Genomic DNA, 17,782 nt, shown 5'->3' on the forward strand with positions numbered 1-17,782 from the left:
AAGCAGGGTCAGGAAGAGTACATTGAGCGGATTCACTCTCCACAGCAGGAATGCGGTTTAGTCAAAGGCAAAACAGATGACCCTTATTAATAAATCCAGCAAACTGGATAACGTGTGTTATGACATTCGCGGTCCGGTATTGAAAGAAGCAAAACGACTGGAAGAAGAAGGAAATAAAGTTCTTAAGCTCAACATTGGTAACCCTGCCCCGTTTGGCTTCGAAGCACCTGATGAAATCCTTGTTGATGTGATCCGTAATTTACCTGGAGCACAGGGTTACTGCGACTCTAAAGGGCTGTACCCGGCTCGCAAGGCCATTGTTCAGCATTATCAGGCTCGCGGTATGCGTGAAATGACGGTGGAAGACGTTTACATTGGTAACGGTGTATCAGAACTTATTGTTCAGTCCATGCAGGCACTGCTGAACAGCGGCGATGAAATGCTGGTACCCGCCCCTGATTACCCGCTCTGGACGGCAGCTGTATCGTTATCCAGCGGCAAAGCGGTACATTATCTTTGCGACGAGTCTGCAGGCTGGTTTCCTGACCTTGACGATATTCGCAGTAAAATCACCCCTCGCACACGTGGTATTGTGATAATAAACCCGAATAATCCTACGGGTGCGGTGTATAGTAAAGAACTGCTGTCAGAAGTAGTTGAACTGGCACGCCAGCATAATTTGATCATCTTTGCTGATGAAATTTACGACAAGATTCTCTACGACGCCGCACAGCATCATTCCATCGCGGCGCTGGCTCCTGATTTGCTCACCATAACCTTTAACGGCCTGTCAAAAACCTACCGGGTTGCAGGATTCCGTCAGGGCTGGATGGTGCTTAACGGACCTAAAAAACAGGCTAAAGGCTATATCGAGGGACTGGAAATGCTCGCCTCAATGCGCCTGTGTGCGAATGTACCGGCGCAACATGCCATTCAAACCGCGCTGGGCGGGTATCAAAGCATAAGCGAATTTATCGTACCGGGCGGCAGACTCTATGAACAACGACAACGTGCCTGGGAATTGATCAATGAGATCCCGGGGGTCAGCTGCGTGAAACCCGATGGCGCACTCTATATGTTCCCAAAGATTGATGCCAAAAAATTCAATATTCATGACGATCAGAAAATGGTACTGGATTTTCTGCTGCAGGAGAAGGTGCTGCTGGTGCAGGGAACGGCATTTAACTGGCCGTGGCCTGACCATGTGCGCATTGTTACCCTGCCTCACGTCAACGATCTTGAAATAGCGATTGGCAAATTTGGGGACTTTCTCGAAGACTACCGCCAGTAATGGTGTTTGTGATCGTTTTCCCATAGTTGTACAGACGTCATGCTTTACCGTCCTGTCTGAGACAGGACGAACGTTCCAGGAGCCATTTATGGCTCCCCTCGCCACAGGAAAAAGGCAACTTATGATCAAGAGCCATTTTTTTGCTCACCTTTCTCGCCTGAAGCTTATTAATCGCTGGCCTCTGATGCGCAATGTACGAACTGAAAATGTCTCTGAACACAGCTTACAGGTTGCCATGGTGGCGCATGCGCTGGCGGTAATTAAAAATCAGAAATTTAATGGCAACCTCAATGCCGGGCGCATTGCACTTATGGCGATGTATCACGACGCCAGTGAAGTATTGACCGGAGATTTGCCTACCCCGGTAAAGTACTACAATGCACAAATTGCCCATGAATACAAGAAAATAGAAAAAATTGCCCAGTTGAAACTGGTCGAAATGCTACCAGAAGAGTTACGCAATGTTTACCGCCCACTTCTGGATGAGCAACAGCGTAGCGAAGATGAAACCGCGATTGTTAAACAGGCTGATGCGCTTTGTGCCTATTTAAAATGTCTTGAAGAGCTGTCAGCCGGTAACCACGAATTCCAGCTTGCAAAAGTACGGCTGGAAAAAACACTCCATGCGCGCCACAGCGCAGAGATGGAATATTTTGTTGAAGTGTTTGTTCCAAGTTTCAACCTTTCCCTGGATGAAATAAGCCAGCAATCGCTATAATCCCTTAAAATGGAAAAAACAGCGGGACCAGCATCACGCTCACCACCATAATCAAAATGGTAAAAGGCACGCCCATTTTAACAAAATCACTGAAACGATACCCTCCAGGCCCCAACACTAATGTATTAACTGGCGACGATACTGGCGTCATAAAGGCTGCTGAGGCAGCCACTGCAATAATAAGCGTAAACGGATAGGGAGAAACGCCCATTTGACCGGCAGCAGCAATGCCAATTGGTGCCATCAGCACTGCTGTTGCCGTATTAGAGATAAACAGGCCGATGGTTGCGCAAAGGATAAAAAGGCACAGCAGCATCACATGAGGACTTTTGTCTCCTGCCAGATCCATCAGCCCGTCAACAATAAGTCTTACCCCGCCTGTTTTTTGTAACGCCAGTGCAAACGGCATCATGCCAACAATCAGAATAATACTGGGCCAGTGAATAGCCCGGTAAGCACTTTCCATATCTATACAGCGAAATTTCCCCATCAGCAGGCAGGCAATTACTGCAGCAACCGGATTAGGAATCTCGTTGGTCAGCATCATCGCCACCATTAATGCCAGGCAAAAAATCGCATGGGGAGCCTGACTGTTTGCGGGAACAACGTCGTCAACTTCAGCAGGTAAATGAAGAACAATAAGATCGCGCTTTTGCTGTTGTAACTGGGTAATTTTTTTCCAGTCACCAATAACCAACAGGCGGTCACCCAGCTCAAGGGGCAGATCGTTAAGTGCGCCTTCTGCCACCTCTTCCCTGCGCCGCAGGCCAATTACGCTGACGCCATAGCGAGTTCGGAAAGCAATGTCACGCAGTGTTTTACCCTGTAACTCTGCGTCCGGGATAACCAAAACTTCAGCCATGCCGACATCCTGAACGCGGTCGGAAAAATATTCACCACGCAAAATCATCGGTTCAAGCATATTAACCGAGCAAAATTCGCGTAAATCGATATCAGCAGCCGACATGTCAATCAGCAGCACGTCACGGGCATGAAATTCTGTGGTGCCGGTGACAGGCACCATAACACGGCGAAATTTACGCCAGCGCTCCAGCCCGACGACATTTATGCCGTAGCGCTGACGTAGCTGTAAATCATCCAGCGGGTGCCCAATCAATGGCGATCCGGGGCGTACCGCTAACCTTCTGGCTCGCCCACTTAATTTGTAATCCCGGATCAAATCGCGAAATGTTCTGCGAACACCTTTCTTAGCTTCATCCTGATTATCTGGGGTGACCAGCCAGAAACGCGCAACCAGCATATACCCTATACCCAGAATTAAGGCGATCAGCCCAACAGGGGTGACATCGAAAAAACGAAACCCCGCCAGACCTGCGCGAAGTAATTCACTGTTCACAACAAGGTTAGGCGGGGTAGCAACCAGCGTCATCATTCCGCTGATCAATCCCGCAAAACTTAGCGGCATCATCAGTCTGCCAGGAGACGTCTTCATTCTCGCCGCGACACTCATCACCACCGGAATAAAAATGGCCACCACCCCTGTTGAACTCATAAAGGCCCCCAGTCCTGCAACGGTAACCATGAGTAAAATCAACATCTTCGTTTCGCTGCTTCCCGCCATTTTTATCAGCCATTCACCCATTTTCAGGGCAACGCCTGTCCGTACCAGACCTTCACCAATCACAAATAAAGCGGCGATAAGAATAACATTGGGATCGCTGAAACCCGCCGTGGATTCCTGCAAAGTCAGGGTACCGCTCAGGACAAACGCAATGATAACCAGCAGCGCGACCACATCCATACGCAGCTTGCCACTGATAAACAGCATAATGACGAAGGATAGAAGACTGAGAACCCAAATCAGTTCTTTATTCACGGTTGGTCTCGGTTAAGGGAAGAAAGAACAGAGAATGCCATGAAATAAACCCCGCTGATGCGGGGTTAAATCATAAGTTAGTGCTTTCTGAAGATATCGACGGATCCGTCAGGATTTTTATGCACGATCAGATCCTCGAGCGAACTCAACTGCATCGTGACTTCATCAAGACGAGGTGATTCAGGCGGCGCATTCACTGTGATCACATGACAGCCTGCCGCAAGCCCGGAGAGCACGCAGGCTGCTGCATCTTCCAGAACCACACATTCTTCAGGCTCCAGTTCCAGTAACGCATCTCCGAGCAAATAAGCATCAGGTGCGGGCTTACCGTTCTGCACCCGTTCAGCCGTGACGAACGCCTCTGGCTCCGGTATTTCGGCAGCACAACGCCGTGCCGAGGCAATGGGAATCGATCCTGACGTGACAATCCCCCAGGGAATATCCAGTTCTTCCAGCGTGGCAATCAGTGCCAACGCTACCGGCATAGCAACAACGCCCTGGATGTCTTCAGACTCCATATCTTCCAGCGCGTGAAACGCCTGCCTGACAGACTCTTCAGATGCTCCCGGCATAAAGTGCCGCAGTGAGGCCATTGCTTGTTTGCCATGAATAAAATCCAACACTTCATCTATGGCAACACCGTTCTGACGTGCCCTGTTCATCCAGGCGCGTTCAACAGCAGGGAGAGAGTCCACCAGCGTGCCATCCAGATCAAACAAAAAGCCTTTACGCTTCACTACGATTTTCCTTCTCAGGCATTAATAATTTGAGCAATCTCATTCGCGCACAGATGATACTGCCTCGGGCTGTCGTGCCATATGGTCAGCATTCGTTGATATTTTTGCCACATTGGCGTTTGTGCATTAAAACCATGATCCTCGGAGTTAAATTCGGGATAGCGCCCTTCCACATTAATAAGAAACCGCACATAACCGAGACAAGACCCTTCAGTTACTGCATCAAACCCCAGGAAACTCAGCCGACGTTCGTCAATAGTGGTGATATCTTTCAGGTTACTCCAGGAGATATTTAGCGCGTGATACATCTCCATAATATCGATAATCGTGCGGCAAACTTCTTCACTTAATTGACCAAAGTCACCGTTAAGTTCGCGCATTTGCAGGCAGTAGCCCTGTTCAATAATGGTTTGCTGACGGAGATAGCGCTCGGCATTATCAGGATCGAGCATACTCATCATTTTATATTGGTTAGAAAGGATAAGGCGTTGGGCATGGGTCATTTCCATCATTCGCTCCAGAGTCATTAAAATATAAAAACGTTGAAGGGGATGACGTAAGGATCGCATAACCCGCGTTCATGCCGTAAGGCAAACACACGCTTCTTTGACCCAGACAGGGGTTTTGATTGCTAATCTCAGAAGTATTTTCGATCAAAGATCGTCAAGAAAGGTTCTGTCCAGTTGTTTAAAGGCACGTTTAAGAACATCAGCCAGTGACTGATAAGTTGGTTTGCCTTCAACTGGAGCCAGCGCCATACCGGAAGCCAGCAGCTTATCGCGTACCGTGTTAAACCAGTTAAGCAACGCCGGAGGCAGGGGCGTTACGGAGCGCTTACCTAACCACCACAATCCCTGCACTGGCAGGCTACAGGCAAACAGCGCAGTGGCAACGGCAGGGCCTGGTTGTCCACCAAGCGCAATTTGCCATGTCATCACGAAAACCGCCAGCGGCGGCATGTAGCGAATAGCAAAACGTGTCGTTTTCATTACGCGATTTTCGGGAAAAACAGGGGCAAGACGCTTATCGGCAGGCCATGTCTTCATATAATGCTGCCCATGCCGGAACAGTTTAAACCAACCGTCAGAACCGGATTCGTTAGCCATGCCTTACCTCAACTTCAGAGACAAAAATTAAACAAAAAACGCAATAAAGCAACTTAATCTTACATATCTCAAAATATTTTGTTTTTGAAAGAAACACTGGTTATCCTGTGCACGTTTTCAGGCTTCAGGCAGCCAGTTTAATCAAACAGGCCATGGCGCGTGGAGAAATGAAACAAACACAGCATCAATGATGAAATTATTTGCTTTAAAACAACATTTCAGCCAGCACGATGCTCATTATTAATAAATCAGCAAACATGCACTACGCTGATAGTCTGATTGTGTTTTTTGTCACTTTAACCAATAGGGACCTTTCATGTCGACTAAGTTAGTTTTGGTTCTGAACTGCGGTAGTTCTTCACTAAAATTTGCCATTATCGATCCGGCAAGCGGTGATGAATACCTTTCCGGTTTGGCCGAATGTTTCCACCTGCCAGAAGCGCGCATTAAATGGAAACTGGAAGGCGCTAAACAGGAAGCCGAGCTTGGCGCTGGCGCCGCACACAGCGAGGCACTTAACTTTATCGTTAAATCTATCCTGGCACAAAAACCTGAACTTTCGGAACAAATCGCTGCAATTGGTCATCGTATTGTCCACGGTGGTGAAAAACTGACGCAATCAGTCATCATCGATCAGACTGTTTTGCAGGGCATTAAAGATGCTTCATCTTTTGCTCCGCTCCACAATCCGGCGCATTTGATCGGTATTGATGAAGCAATGAAAAACTTCCCGCACCTTTCTGATAAAAATGTCGCCGTTTTTGATACGGCTTTCCATCAGACAATGCCGGAAGAGTCCTATCTTTATGCCTTGCCCTATCATCTCTACGAGGAGCATGGCGTTCGTCGCTATGGTGCCCATGGTACCAGCCATTTTTATGTTACCCATCAGACTGCAAAAACACTTAACAAGCCTCTGGAAACGCTGAACATTATTACCTGCCATCTTGGCAATGGTGGCTCGGTTTCCGCCATTCGCAACGGTGAATGTGTCGATACCTCAATGGGCCTGACCCCACTTGAAGGTCTGGTCATGGGTACCCGTTCAGGTGATATCGACCCGGCTATCATGTTCTTCCTGCATGACACCCTGGGAATGGGCGTTGATGCGATTAACAAAATGCTGACGAAAGAGTCTGGCCTGCTGGGGCTGACTGGCGTAACCAGCGACTGCCGCTACGTGGAAGATAATTACGCGACGAAACAAGATGCCAAACGCGCAATGAACGTGTATTGCCACCGCCTGGCAAAATATATCGGCTCTTATTCAGCATTGATGGAGGGCCGCCTTGATGCGGTTATTTTCACCGGAGGAATTGGTGAAAATGCAGCAATGGTGCGCGAACTGACGCTGAATAAGCTGGCGCTGCTCGGGTTCGAAATCGATAACGAGCGTAATCTGGCCGCCCGCTTTGGCAAGTCCGGCTATATCAATAAAGACGGAACCCGGCCAGCACTGGTTATCCCGACTAATGAAGAATTAGTCATTGCACAGGATGCGAGCCGGCTGACGGCTTAACTCCTGAGTACCGCCAGCTTCGGCTGGCGGTACTGTTTTCAGATACAAACAAACAACCTGACCTCACCTGCACCCCAGCACACCACATGTTTCTGACGCCCTGATGCTGTTCAAACCATGGTAAAGCATTATCGCTGGTAGCAATGCTGATGAGGATTCAAACCTGAGAGAGGTTTATTGTGTCACGAACTATCATGCTTATCCCTACCGGCACCAGCGTCGGCCTTACCAGTATCAGCCTGGGCGTTATTCGCGCCATGGAACGTAAAGGCGTACGCCTGAGCGTGTTCAAACCCATCGCCCAGCCTCGCGCCGACGGTAATTCACTGGATCAAACCACCACTATTATTCGTAAAAGCTCCACGATTCCCGCCGCTGAACCGTTATCGATGAGTCGGGTTGAATCTTTACTGGGTGCCGATCAGCAGGACGTGCTGATGGAAGAGATTATCGCCCACTATCATGAAAATACTAAAGATGCAGAGGTCGTGCTGGTGGAAGGTCTGGTGCCAACCCGCAAACACCAGTTTGCCAATGCACTTAACTATGAAATAGCTAAAACGCTCAATGCCGAAATTGTCTTCGTTATGTCACTGGGCAATGACTCTCCGACCCAGCTCAAAGAGCGGATTGAGCTTACTCAGAGCAGCTTTGGAGGCAATAAAAACAAAAACATCACCGGTGTGATTATTAATAAGCTCAATGCGCCGGTTGACGAGCAGGGCCGCACCCGCCCTGACTTGTCTGAGATATTCGATGATTCAACCAAAGCCAGCATCACTCATATCGATCCGCGACAGCTCTTTGCCAACAGTCCGCTACCTGTACTGGGCTGCGTCCCGTGGAGTTTTGACCTGATCGCCACCCGTGCCATTGATATGTGCCGTCACCTCAATGCAGATGTGATTAATGAAGGCGACATCCACACCCGCCGCGTCAAATCAGTCACCTTCTGTGCGCGTAGCCTGCCGCATATGCTTGAGCATTTTCGTCCGGGATCACTGCTGGTGACTTCAGCCGATCGCCCTGATGTGCTGGTTGCCGCCTGCCTTGCTGCAATGAACGGCGTGGAGATCGGCGCCATCCTGCTGACCGGTGGCTATAAAATTGATGAACATATTAACAATCTGTGCCAGCGGGCATTTGCCACCGGACTGCCTGTTTTCATGGTTAAAACCAACACCTGGCAGACGTCCCTGAGCCTGCAAAGTTTTAATCTGGAAGTTCCCGCCGACGATATCCAACGTATTGAACGGGTTCAGGAATATGTCGCCGGCCATATTAATTCAGACTGGATCGAGTCGCTGACCGCCGAGTTGGAACGCAGCCGCCGCCTGTCCCCTCCAGCGTTCCGCTATCAGCTTACCGAACTGGCTCGCCAGGCGGGCAAACGTATTGTCCTGCCAGAGGGCGACGAACCGCGCACGGTGAAGGCTGCCGCAATCTGTGCCGAACGTGGTATCGCCACCTGCATTCTGCTGGGTAACCCGGATGAAATCCAGCGAATCGCCACCGTTCAGGGCGTCGAGCTGGGCAAAGGGATTGAAATTGTCGACCCTGACGTGGTACGCGAAAATTACGTCGCTCGTCTGGTGGAACTGCGCAAAAGCAAAGGAATGACCGAAGTTGTCGCGCAGGAACAACTGGAAGATAACGTCATGCTCGGCACAATGATGCTGGAACGGGGCGAGGTAGACGGTCTGGTATCCGGTGCAGTTCACACCACGGCAAACACCATCCGTCCACCATTACAGCTGATCAAAACAGCGCCAGGCAGCTCGCTGGTCTCTTCAGTCTTTTTCATGCTGCTGCCGGAACAGGTGCTGGTTTACGGCGACTGTGCCATTAACCCGGATCCAAACCCGGAACAGCTGGCAGAAATTGCCATTCAGTCTGCGGATTCCGCTACCGCCTTCGGTATTGAACCACGCGTCGCGATGATCTCCTACTCAACAGGAAATTCTGGTGCAGGCAGTGACGTAGAAAAAGTACGGGAAGCCACACGCATCGCGCAGGAAAAACGCCCGGACCTGATCATCGATGGTCCATTACAATATGATGCGGCAATTATGGACGATGTGGCAAAATCAAAGGCACCAAACTCACCGGTTGCGGGCCGCGCCACCGTCTTTATTTTCCCTGACCTGAACACAGGCAACACCACTTACAAAGCGGTTCAGCGTTCTGCCGATCTGATTTCTATTGGGCCGATGTTACAGGGCATGCGCAAGCCGGTAAATGACCTGTCACGTGGTGCGCTGGTTGACGATATCGTGTACACCATTGCGCTCACCGCAATTCAGTCTAAACAGGCTGAAGTCCCGTAAACAGTGATAATAAGGGCCGCAGCTGTGGCCCTAACCCAACAGCACCGAACATTACTGGATCATCACATCTAACGCGCGCAGGCGCTGCGGCTGCCAGGATAGCCTCACCTCACTGCCGGGTTTCCAGCTGCTGTCCATCTTCGCCGGACTCAGCTTCACCATAAAACTCCCCTGCCCGGCCACTTCCGTCAACATACATACGTGGTTGCCAAGGTAGATAAACTGCTGGATACGAGCACGGACCTGCTGATCGCCCGCTTCCGGCGCGTTCACATTCACCCGTTCGGGGCAAATACTGAGCCGGATTTGTCTACCTGGCGAACTGGGCCGCACCTTCAGTGCATCAAGCCGCGTGCCATCATGAACATAGCGCCCTTACAGGGCGAGCGTCACGGCTCTGCCGTTCCGAGGGTGTTCATGACCGGCTCACAGCTTTATACTCTGCGGTATGTTAATTTCTCAGGAAATCATTCACATTGCCCGTAGCAAAGCCCCCAGAAAGCGTAAACCCACGCCCTCGTCCCGACGCGCTATACCCGGATATCCTAAGCGTTTTCTGGTGTCCATTCCACCCCGGAGCGATTATGACGACCCCGACGAGTTTTTTTACGACACTCCGCAGGATGCCATTCGTCACTGTGTCCACCTGGGGCCACAGTTTTTCCTCGATACACACTTCGACCCGCCTCTCGTCTGCATCATCCGCGGCTTTGAGCCGCCTGACTCACCCGACGGCGATGTCGTCCTTGAGTCCATGCCAGCCGATGTGTTTATTATCGCCACAGAATCCGGCATGCTGCCGGTGACCTTCGCTCCCTGGGATAAACACACCGACAACTGGGCCGATGACTGTGACGACTGGCACTATAATACCGGTGCCACTGCAGAGCGATAATCCGCCGCATGTATATCCCGCGCCCGGCAAAACTGCTGTTCACCACTGATGACGCCTGGAACCGGTATATGGATAAACACGGGGACACCCTCAGCCCCTGGACCGTACTCTGCGTCGAGCGCATGCTCGCCTGCGGCACTGCTGCCATGGGGGTGAAGCGATACTGCTGCGCCTCCCCGGACTGCACCCACACCCGCTTCTTCTGCCAGACCTGTAAATCAAAAGGCTGCAGCTCCTGCGGACATAAGGCCACGGAGCAGTGGATTACAGAGCAACAGCAAATTCTGCCCGACTGCGACTGGCAGCATATCACCTTCACCATGCCCCATCTGCTGTGGCCCTTTTTCAACAATAACTGGCCTCTGCTCAATGCCCTGTTCCGCGCAGCCACCCGCGCCATGCTCCGCTGGGCCAGAAAACAGGGTGTGGAAGTCGGTATCTTCTGCGCCCTGCACACCTACGGTCGCCAGCTCAACCAGCATCCCCACATTCATCTCTCCGTCACCCGCGGCGGGCTTGATATTAAACACGGCGTATGGCGCGACCTCTTCTTTAAAAAGCATGCCGTGGAGGAAATCTGGCGCGGAGCCGTCATCCGGCTGCTGCGCCACAGCTATGACCTGATTAACCCCGGCAGGCTGCCGGGGCTGGGGCATATCCACGACAAAAAACAGTGGCTGCGCTATCTGCAGGCGCAGTACGGGCGCCGCTGGAAGGTCCACTTCGCGAAGAAGACCCGGGGGGCCTGGCGGAGCGTCAAATATCTGGGCCGGTACCTGAAACGGCCCCCCGTGTCGGCGGCGAAGCTGAGGCACTACAGCGGCGGCGCGGTGGTGCACCACTATTACGACCACCGTACGCAGCAGTACCGGCAGCAGACGCTGACGCAGGAAGATATGATCGGACGTTATATCAGCCATATCCCGGCGAAGCATTTTAAGATGGTGCGTTATTACGGTTTTTTATCAAACCGTAAACGGGGTAGCCTGCTGCCGAAGGTGTATGAAGCCCTGGAGATGGAAGCGCGGAAAAAACCGGAGAAGCCCGGCTTCGCCGCGCTGATGAAAGAATTTCTGCGCACGGATCCGTACAAATGCATTCTGTGCGGCAACCGACTGCGCTTCAGCAGTGCGCAGGCCGGGAGGCACGCGTCGGAGTTGGTGGCAGAAAGACTGCATAACATCGACCGGAAACGATGGCTTCTGGCACAGACTGCGGGATAAGTGCGTCTGAAAAACAGCTTTCAGGTTAAAAACGCGCCGCAAATGCCATTTTATGACCATAACGTTCCCGATGGCACATCATTACTGCATTACAGACACTGCTGCTCATGGTCAGGAAATTTTTAAAACGATGATTCAGTTTCCTAACCATGAACGTAGCGCCCTTACAGGGCGAGCGTCATCGCTTCGCGCTTCCGATGGTTTGCATGCCCTGAGCCCCGTTTTATACTCTGTGACATGTATATTCCGCGCCCTGCCAGACTGCTCTTCCAGTCGATGACGGCTGGAGTTTGTTCATCAATACGTTCGGCGACAGCGTGATCCCGTGGACCTGTCTCTGCGGTGTATTATTCACCATGAACAGCTGATTCATTGAGAACTATGGTTTGTTTATGAATAATGAGTTGGTGTAAAACACTATTTCGTAAGGAGTGACGGGGTTTAACACCTTTGTATGTTAATAACTTCTTTTCTTAGACCCTACGAAATCTTGATGTATGATATGGGGCAGTATCATACTATGATGCTGTTTTTAAAGTGGATTTCATCTTTTACGTTTAACGGGTATGCCTGACTTAAAATTTATGCAATTTTTTAATGCCAGATCCGTTTCTCTGGCATTAAATATGGCATGAGTCATGGTTAGGTAACGAATGAAATGGAAATAATCATCCTAATCATGATTTTTACTTAGAATCGATATTGCAGACCCGCTGTAATCGTATAGTTTTTATTTGATATCCCAGCAGCATCTCCTCCAATGGAGGCGGACTCACCAATTTTAGTATCAATAATCTGAGTCCCTGCCTTAGCCTCCTCATATTTACTGTAGGTGAACTCAGCAAATACTTTGGCATTCAGAGTTACGTAATATCCGGCATCAATTGAAGTGCCATAGTAACGTGAACTGGTAGTCTTATCACGGTACGTTAAATCCCGCATGTAGTGATCATCGTTATCGTGCGCCCGAACCCAGTCACTGAATTTAAACAATGCATTGAACTCAAAATCATTAATACGATACTGACCTACAAGGCCAATGTACGGCATGGAAAACCGCTGGCTATAGCTAATTCCACGTTCACCAGCAGGAAATTCTCCAGTATGTGAACCATTATCGTAGTTATAGGAACCACCGGTTGCAGTCCAGCTGAATCGAGTCTCCTGATAACCAGCCATTACACCGGCTTTATAGTTTTCATTCTGGAAAACCCAGCCTTTTGCGTTCAGATCGAATTCATTGGCATAGTTGACATTCGTGCTGGGGTGGGATGAGTGGTCAGTCCATCCTGACTGATTATCGTTCATCCAGTCATAGTCGTCCATGTAACCAGCCCCGGAAGCCAGGGATGTCCAGCCTCGTGCATTCAGTGTCAGAAACGAATATGCATCCCAGGAAATGTCGCCTTTTAGAATGACCACATTCTTGATCTTCCAGTCCAGCTGGCTGCCCTTTCTTCCTGTATCTGTATCATAAATCAGTTCATGAGACGTTCCGCTTAACATCCCGGCAGAGGTGGATACAGTTACGCTTTCCGGTGAAAAATTTGGCGTTAACTACGTAGACTCAGCATAAGCAGTACCTGAAGGCATGGCCATCATCATTAATGTAATTGTACTTTTGTTCATTTTTATTCCGATAATCAGATGGTTGTCCGTAAGTTGCAGAAATAGTTTAAAACTCATACAAACATGAATCAACTGTCAATTTTTGTAATTTTAAGTTTCTGAAAACATACATAGGCCCTCTGATTTTTTGGTTAATATTCTTATAATTCAATTCCTTATAGATAAAATATTCCCTTTATTCTTTTGATTGTTCTTTGATAGCGGGCTCATATCACTTCCCGATCGGAAAACGATAGGGATTGGTGAAAAGTTGAGACTGGACGAGCGTCACCGCTTCGCGGTTCCTATAGTTTTCATGCCCTGAGCCCCGTTTTATATTCTGCGGCATGTATATTCCGCGCCCCGCAAAGTTGCTCTTCACCACCGATGATGGCTGGAACAGATTCCTCGAAAAATTCGGCGACAATATCACTCCCTGGAACCGCCTCTGCGTTGAGCGCATGCTCGCCTGTGGTACCGCCAGTATGGGAGTCCGCCGCTACTGCTGTTCATCAGCAGATTGCACCCACTCCCGCTTCTTCTGCCAGAGCTGCAAGTCAAAGGCCTGCAGCGCCTGCGGCTTCAAAGCTACCGAACAGTGGGTGTCGCAGCAGAGCCACATTCTTCCCGACTGCGACTGGCAGCACATCACCTTTACCATGCCCCATCTGCTCTGGCCGTTTTTTAACAACAACTGGCCCCTGCTCAACGCCCTGTTCCGTGCTGCCACCCGCGCCATGCTCCGCTGGGCCCGCAAGCAGGGCGCAGGGCGTGGAGGTCGGCATTTTCTGCGCCCTGCACACCTACGGTCGCCAGCTCAACCAGCATCCGCACATTCATCTGTCTGTCACCCGTGGCGGGCTCGATATTAAACACGGCGTCTGGCGCGACCTCTTCTTTAAGAAGCACGCCGTGGAGGAAATCTGGCGCGGTGCCGTCATCCGCCTGCTGCGCCACAGCTATGACCTGATAAATCCAGGCAGCCTGCCGGGGCTGGGACATATCCGCGATAACAGGCAGTGGCAACGGTATCTCCAGGCCCAGTACAGGTGCCGCTGGAAAGTACATTTCGCGAAGAAAACCCGGGGAGCCTGGCAGAGTGTCAAATACCTGGGCCGGTACCTGAAACGACCGCCAGTGCCAGCAGCGAAACTCAGGCACTACAGCGGTGGTGCGGTGGTGCGGTGGTGCGGTGGTGCATCACTATTATGACCACCGCACGCAGCAGTACCGGCAGCAGACGCTGACGCAGGAAGAGATGATCGGGCGCTATATCAGTCATATCCCGGCGAAACATTTTAAAATGGTGCGCTACTACGGCTTTTTGTCCAGCCGTAAACGGGGCAAGCAGCTGCCGAAAGTGTATGAGGCACTGCAGATGGAGGCGAGGAAAAAACCGGAGCAGCCCGGCTTCGCCGCGCTGATGAAGGAATTTCTGCGCACGGATCCGTACAAATGCCTTCTGTGCGGTAACCGGCTGCGCTTCAGCAGCGCACAGGCAGACATGCCAGCGAATTAGTGGCAGAAAGGCTGCATAACATCGACCGGAAACGCTGGCTTCTGGCACAGGCTACGGGATAAGTGCGCCTGAAAAATGGTTTTCAGGTTAAAAATGCACCGAAACCAGCATTTTATTACCGTAACTCACCTGACTTCACGTCATCACTGTGTTTATGACACCGATATTCATGGTCAGGAAAATTTTAAAACGATGATTCAGTTTCCTAACCATCAAGCTGCACGCTGTAATAATCGCCCTGGCTGGACAATTGCGTTACCCTCAGACTGTTGTTTTCACAGATAAACTGCGCGACAAACGCATTGGCAGGCGATTCATACAGATGCTCCGGGCTGCCCATCTGCTGTATCATGCCATCGTTAAACACCGCCACACGATTGGACATGGTCATGGACTCGCTCTGATCGTGGGTGACATAAACAATGGCCAAGCCGAGCATTTCGTTCAACTTTTTGATTTCCATCTGCATATGTTCACGTAACTGTTTATCCAATGCGTCCAGAGATTCGCCGTGGCTCAAACACCAGCGCTCTTGCCAGGGCAACGCGCTGCTGCTGTCCCCCGGACATCTGAGCCAGGTAGCGCCCGGCAAGGGAAGTCAGCTTAATCATACCAGTGCACAGCTGACGCGTTCTTTCACATCGGCCTTGCTCATACGACGAATAGTTAGCGGAAACGTCAAATTTTCAGCGACGGTCATGTACGGAAACAACGCATAATTCTGAAATCCCATGCCGATATCGCGCTGATGCGGTAGCAACGTGTGTAACGGCTTATCGGGTAGTGACGCAGATTTATTGATAATGATGAAGAGTAAGATACCAACCGATGATCTTATCATGCATTTCCTCTGACTTCGAAAAGCAAATTGTTCTGCGGGTCAGTCGTTTGATATGTGTGCGAAGATTAAGATTATGTCGTTCTGTCCGTTGGGTATATTTCTTGCTCACCACGTGGCCTGTTGCACTTAACAGAACTTTATAAACCGGCCAGGCATCTGTCATATAAAAGGCAAGGTTAAATTTGCTTAACAGGGCCAGCAATCGTCGCAGGGTCGGGGCATTTCTCGGGCCGAAGACGTGGGCCAGAGCACGTTTGCGGATACGGTCATAAGCATAGAACAACCACCGGGGATTGCTTCTACACCGCACGTAAGACCATTGTTCACTGGCTTCACAGCAGATAACAACCTCCGTTTCGGGGTCGATATTCTCAGCTACCTGCTTTGGCGAAATTTTTTTACGTGCCGCAGAACCGTATTGAGGCTGATACCGAGAACCCGTGCGGTATCGCGACATCCGTAACCATTCATGGCCATATTAACAATGGTCTGGTGTGTGTCTGGTTTGGCACCGGAGTAGCTAAAGTTGAGCTGAAAGGTCTTTGAACAATGCTTGCAGATGTAACGTTGGGCACCGGATGCTGAATGTCCGTTACATCGTACAGCATGAGTTTCATTGCACTGAGGGCAGACGACATCAACTTTAGCCATATGTTACATCCAAAGCGCAAAGCATACGTGATCAGCAAGTCTGCGTCACGACCCCAAATATCATCACGCGTTATTTCTGCTGTGCAAAGGAAGGCTGATGGCTCTGTTCGCTATTGCGACTCAACCAAAGTGACAGCGCTTTCAGTGAGTCATCCGTAAACTCATCGCAACGCGCGGTGATCTCTTCCGGCGTCATCCAGAAAACCTCGTCCACTTCTTCTTCCTGCATGGCAAACGGGCCGTGCGAAACGCAGCTGAATAAGCCCCCCCATACCCGGCAGTGTTGGTCCTCAAAGTAGAAGGTGCCATGTTCGGCAAAAGGCACATCGGCGATACCCAGCTCTTCTTCTGCTTCGCGCCGCGCGGATTCGAGCAGCTCCTCACCACTTTGCACCACGCCCCCGGCCGTTGCGTCGAGCATGCCCGGCATAAAGTCTTTTGTTGCGGTGCGACGTTGAACAAGGATATTCCCCATGCCATCGTGAACCACAATGTAGGTTGCACGATGGCGCAAACACTGAGTGCGCATCTGTGCACGACCACATTGTGCTATCACCTCATTATCTTCATTGACGATGTCCACCCACTCTATGCCACTGTCTTGCTCGATCATCCTTCACCCTTTTCTGTTCTGGCGCTAATGCGCTTATCTGTTTTCCCGGCGCAGTGTGCCACGGTCTGAAGAAAATTTATAATTCGACAGTGTGCTAATCAATATCGCTTCTGGATGACTTCGCCAGCCAGAGCTGGACCGATGCACGGTGCCACTGAAAATGAGCATAGTCCACGATGAAATCAGGTACCACATCGCCATGTAACGCCAGCCGATTGATCATCAATGCCAGCTCGGTATCTGCAATGGACCATTCTCCAAATAAATTACGCTGACCGGGTTCCAGCAGTCGTGCGACTGCCTCAAAAAGTATGGTCGCCACCCGCCGCGCCCGATCACTCAGGGGAGCAAAGGTTTCGCCAGCAAAGATGACATCGGTGGGTCTTTCCTGACGTATTGACATTAAATCGCTACGCAGCCACGCCTGAATTTCACGCGCCCTGGCGCGCTTTTCTCGGTTACCCGGATACAGGCGCTCAAATTCCGGTGCAGGAAAACGTTCTTCAAGGTATTCCACAATGGCCGACGACTCTGACAGCGTAAAATCGTCAATTTGCAACGTCGGCACCCGGCGGGTTAATGATAGATGGCAATAAGGCTCTGCCAAATTTTGCTGACGGGCAAGATCAATATGCTTCAGCGAAAAAGGAACGCCTTTCTCGCTCAGAGCAACATAAACCGACATGGCATAAGGGCTAAAGAAGCAGACATCAGGCCAGAGCGTAATAGCGGGATAATTCATCCTGATTTCCTCACAAGGTGGGTTTCTCTTGTTTACCCACTTTTTTAACGGAAGGCAATCTCTCTGCAACACCAAAACAACATTACAGCACAGCCTTGCGGAGATCGGCGTAAATCCATTATCTCCCTCTTTTTTATTGCAGATCTTCACCCCAT

General features: G+C 50.5%; 13 protein-coding genes and 4 pseudogenes. 7 read left to right on the plus strand and 10 right to left on the minus strand.

Going from position 1 to position 17,782, the window contains the following annotated elements:
• Positions 1–76: 76 nt before the first annotated feature.
• Both LU633_RS17400 and yfbR read left to right on the plus strand, forming a co-directional pair.
• Entirely contained in the window at positions 77–1,291 is a 1,215-nt protein-coding gene (locus LU633_RS17400) for a pyridoxal phosphate-dependent aminotransferase (RefSeq protein ID WP_016190009.1), read from the plus strand.
• 121 nt (positions 1,292–1,412) lie between these two features.
• Positions 1,413–2,009, plus strand: coding sequence for a 5'-deoxynucleotidase (gene yfbR / locus LU633_RS17405; protein WP_016190010.1), 597 nt, complete (start codon positions 1,413–1,415; stop codon positions 2,007–2,009).
• Positions 2,010–2,013: 4 nt separating this feature from the next.
• Here yfbR and LU633_RS17410 read toward each other — a convergent pair whose 3' ends face one another.
• The 4 genes from LU633_RS17410 to yfbV all read right to left on the minus strand — a co-directional run bounded on the left by LU633_RS17410 (position 2,014) and on the right by yfbV (position 5,689).
• Complete coding sequence (locus LU633_RS17410; RefSeq protein ID WP_016190011.1) at positions 2,014–3,846, minus strand: SLC13 family permease; 1,833 nt, start codon at positions 3,844–3,846, stop codon at positions 2,014–2,016.
• 77 nt (positions 3,847–3,923) lie between these two features.
• Entirely contained in the window at positions 3,924–4,583 is a 660-nt protein-coding gene (locus tag LU633_RS17415) for a sugar phosphatase (protein ID WP_016190012.1), read from the minus strand.
• 14 nt (positions 4,584–4,597) lie between these two features.
• Positions 4,598–5,092: a YfbU family protein gene (locus LU633_RS17420; RefSeq protein WP_016190013.1), complete on the minus strand. Its 495-nt coding sequence runs from the start codon at positions 5,090–5,092 to the stop codon at positions 4,598–4,600.
• A 144-nt stretch (positions 5,093–5,236) separates the two neighbouring features.
• Positions 5,237–5,689 carry a terminus macrodomain insulation protein YfbV gene (yfbV, locus tag LU633_RS17425; protein WP_016190014.1) on the minus strand — a complete coding sequence of 151 codons (453 nt, stop codon included), beginning with the start codon at positions 5,687–5,689 and terminating at the stop codon, positions 5,237–5,239.
• A gap of 316 nt (positions 5,690–6,005) precedes the next feature.
• Here yfbV and ackA point away from each other — a divergent pair, with 316 nt between their 5' ends.
• Both ackA and pta read left to right on the plus strand, forming a co-directional pair.
• Positions 6,006–7,208, plus strand: a complete 1,203-nt coding sequence (gene ackA, locus LU633_RS17430; RefSeq protein WP_016190015.1) for an acetate kinase — start codon at positions 6,006–6,008, stop codon at positions 7,206–7,208.
• Between the two features lie 179 nt (positions 7,209–7,387).
• Positions 7,388–9,535, plus strand: a complete 2,148-nt coding sequence (pta, locus tag LU633_RS17435; protein ID WP_016190016.1) for a phosphate acetyltransferase — start codon at positions 7,388–7,390, stop codon at positions 9,533–9,535.
• Between the two features lie 51 nt (positions 9,536–9,586).
• Here the strand turns inward: pta and LU633_RS17440 are convergent.
• A pseudogene (locus tag LU633_RS17440) lies at positions 9,587–9,895 on the minus strand (TOBE domain-containing protein); the annotation flags it as partial.
• Positions 9,896–10,094: 199 nt separating this feature from the next.
• Between LU633_RS17440 and LU633_RS17445 the strand changes: the two are divergent.
• A complete protein-coding gene (locus LU633_RS17445) occupies positions 10,095–10,430 on the plus strand; it encodes a hypothetical protein (RefSeq protein WP_052734695.1) in 336 nt (111 codons plus the stop codon).
• An 8-nt stretch (positions 10,431–10,438) separates the two neighbouring features.
• Positions 10,439–11,653 (plus strand): IS91 family transposase, encoded by a 1,215-nt coding sequence (locus LU633_RS17450; protein WP_046371879.1) that lies wholly within the window; start codon positions 10,439–10,441, stop codon positions 11,651–11,653.
• A gap of 690 nt (positions 11,654–12,343) precedes the next feature.
• Here the strand turns inward: LU633_RS17450 and LU633_RS17455 are convergent.
• Positions 12,344–13,282, minus strand: a pseudogene (locus tag LU633_RS17455) (omptin family outer membrane protease).
• Between the two features lie 326 nt (positions 13,283–13,608).
• On the opposite strand from LU633_RS17455, the pseudogene LU633_RS26525 reads away from it, so the two are divergent.
• Positions 13,609–14,842, plus strand: a pseudogene (locus LU633_RS26525) (IS91 family transposase).
• Positions 14,843–14,991: 149 nt separating this feature from the next.
• On the opposite strand, the pseudogene LU633_RS17470 reads toward LU633_RS26525, so the two are convergent.
• The 4 genes and pseudogenes from LU633_RS17470 to yfcF form a co-directional block, all read right to left on the minus strand.
• Positions 14,992–15,564, minus strand: a pseudogene (locus LU633_RS17470) (ABC transporter ATP-binding protein); the annotation flags it as partial.
• A gap of 10 nt (positions 15,565–15,574) precedes the next feature.
• Positions 15,575–16,272 (minus strand): IS1 family transposase gene (locus LU633_RS17475; RefSeq protein WP_325175728.1). Its coding sequence is split into 2 segments (ribosomal slippage): positions 15,575–16,023 and positions 16,023–16,272, totalling 699 coding nucleotides; the frame shifts between segments, so codons are not numbered across the junction.
• Positions 16,273–16,342: 70 nt separating this feature from the next.
• Complete coding sequence (gene yfcD, locus LU633_RS17485) at positions 16,343–16,885, minus strand: NUDIX hydrolase YfcD (RefSeq protein ID WP_016190020.1); 543 nt, start codon at positions 16,883–16,885, stop codon at positions 16,343–16,345.
• A 94-nt stretch (positions 16,886–16,979) separates the two neighbouring features.
• Positions 16,980–17,627 carry a glutathione transferase gene (yfcF, locus tag LU633_RS17490; protein WP_016190021.1) on the minus strand — a complete coding sequence of 216 codons (648 nt, stop codon included), beginning with the start codon at positions 17,625–17,627 and terminating at the stop codon, positions 16,980–16,982.
• Positions 17,628–17,782 lie beyond the last annotated feature (155 nt).

It is taken from the genome of Erwinia tracheiphila (assembly GCF_021365465.1).
Taxonomy (GTDB): Bacteria; Pseudomonadota; Gammaproteobacteria; order Enterobacterales; family Enterobacteriaceae; genus Erwinia; species Erwinia tracheiphila.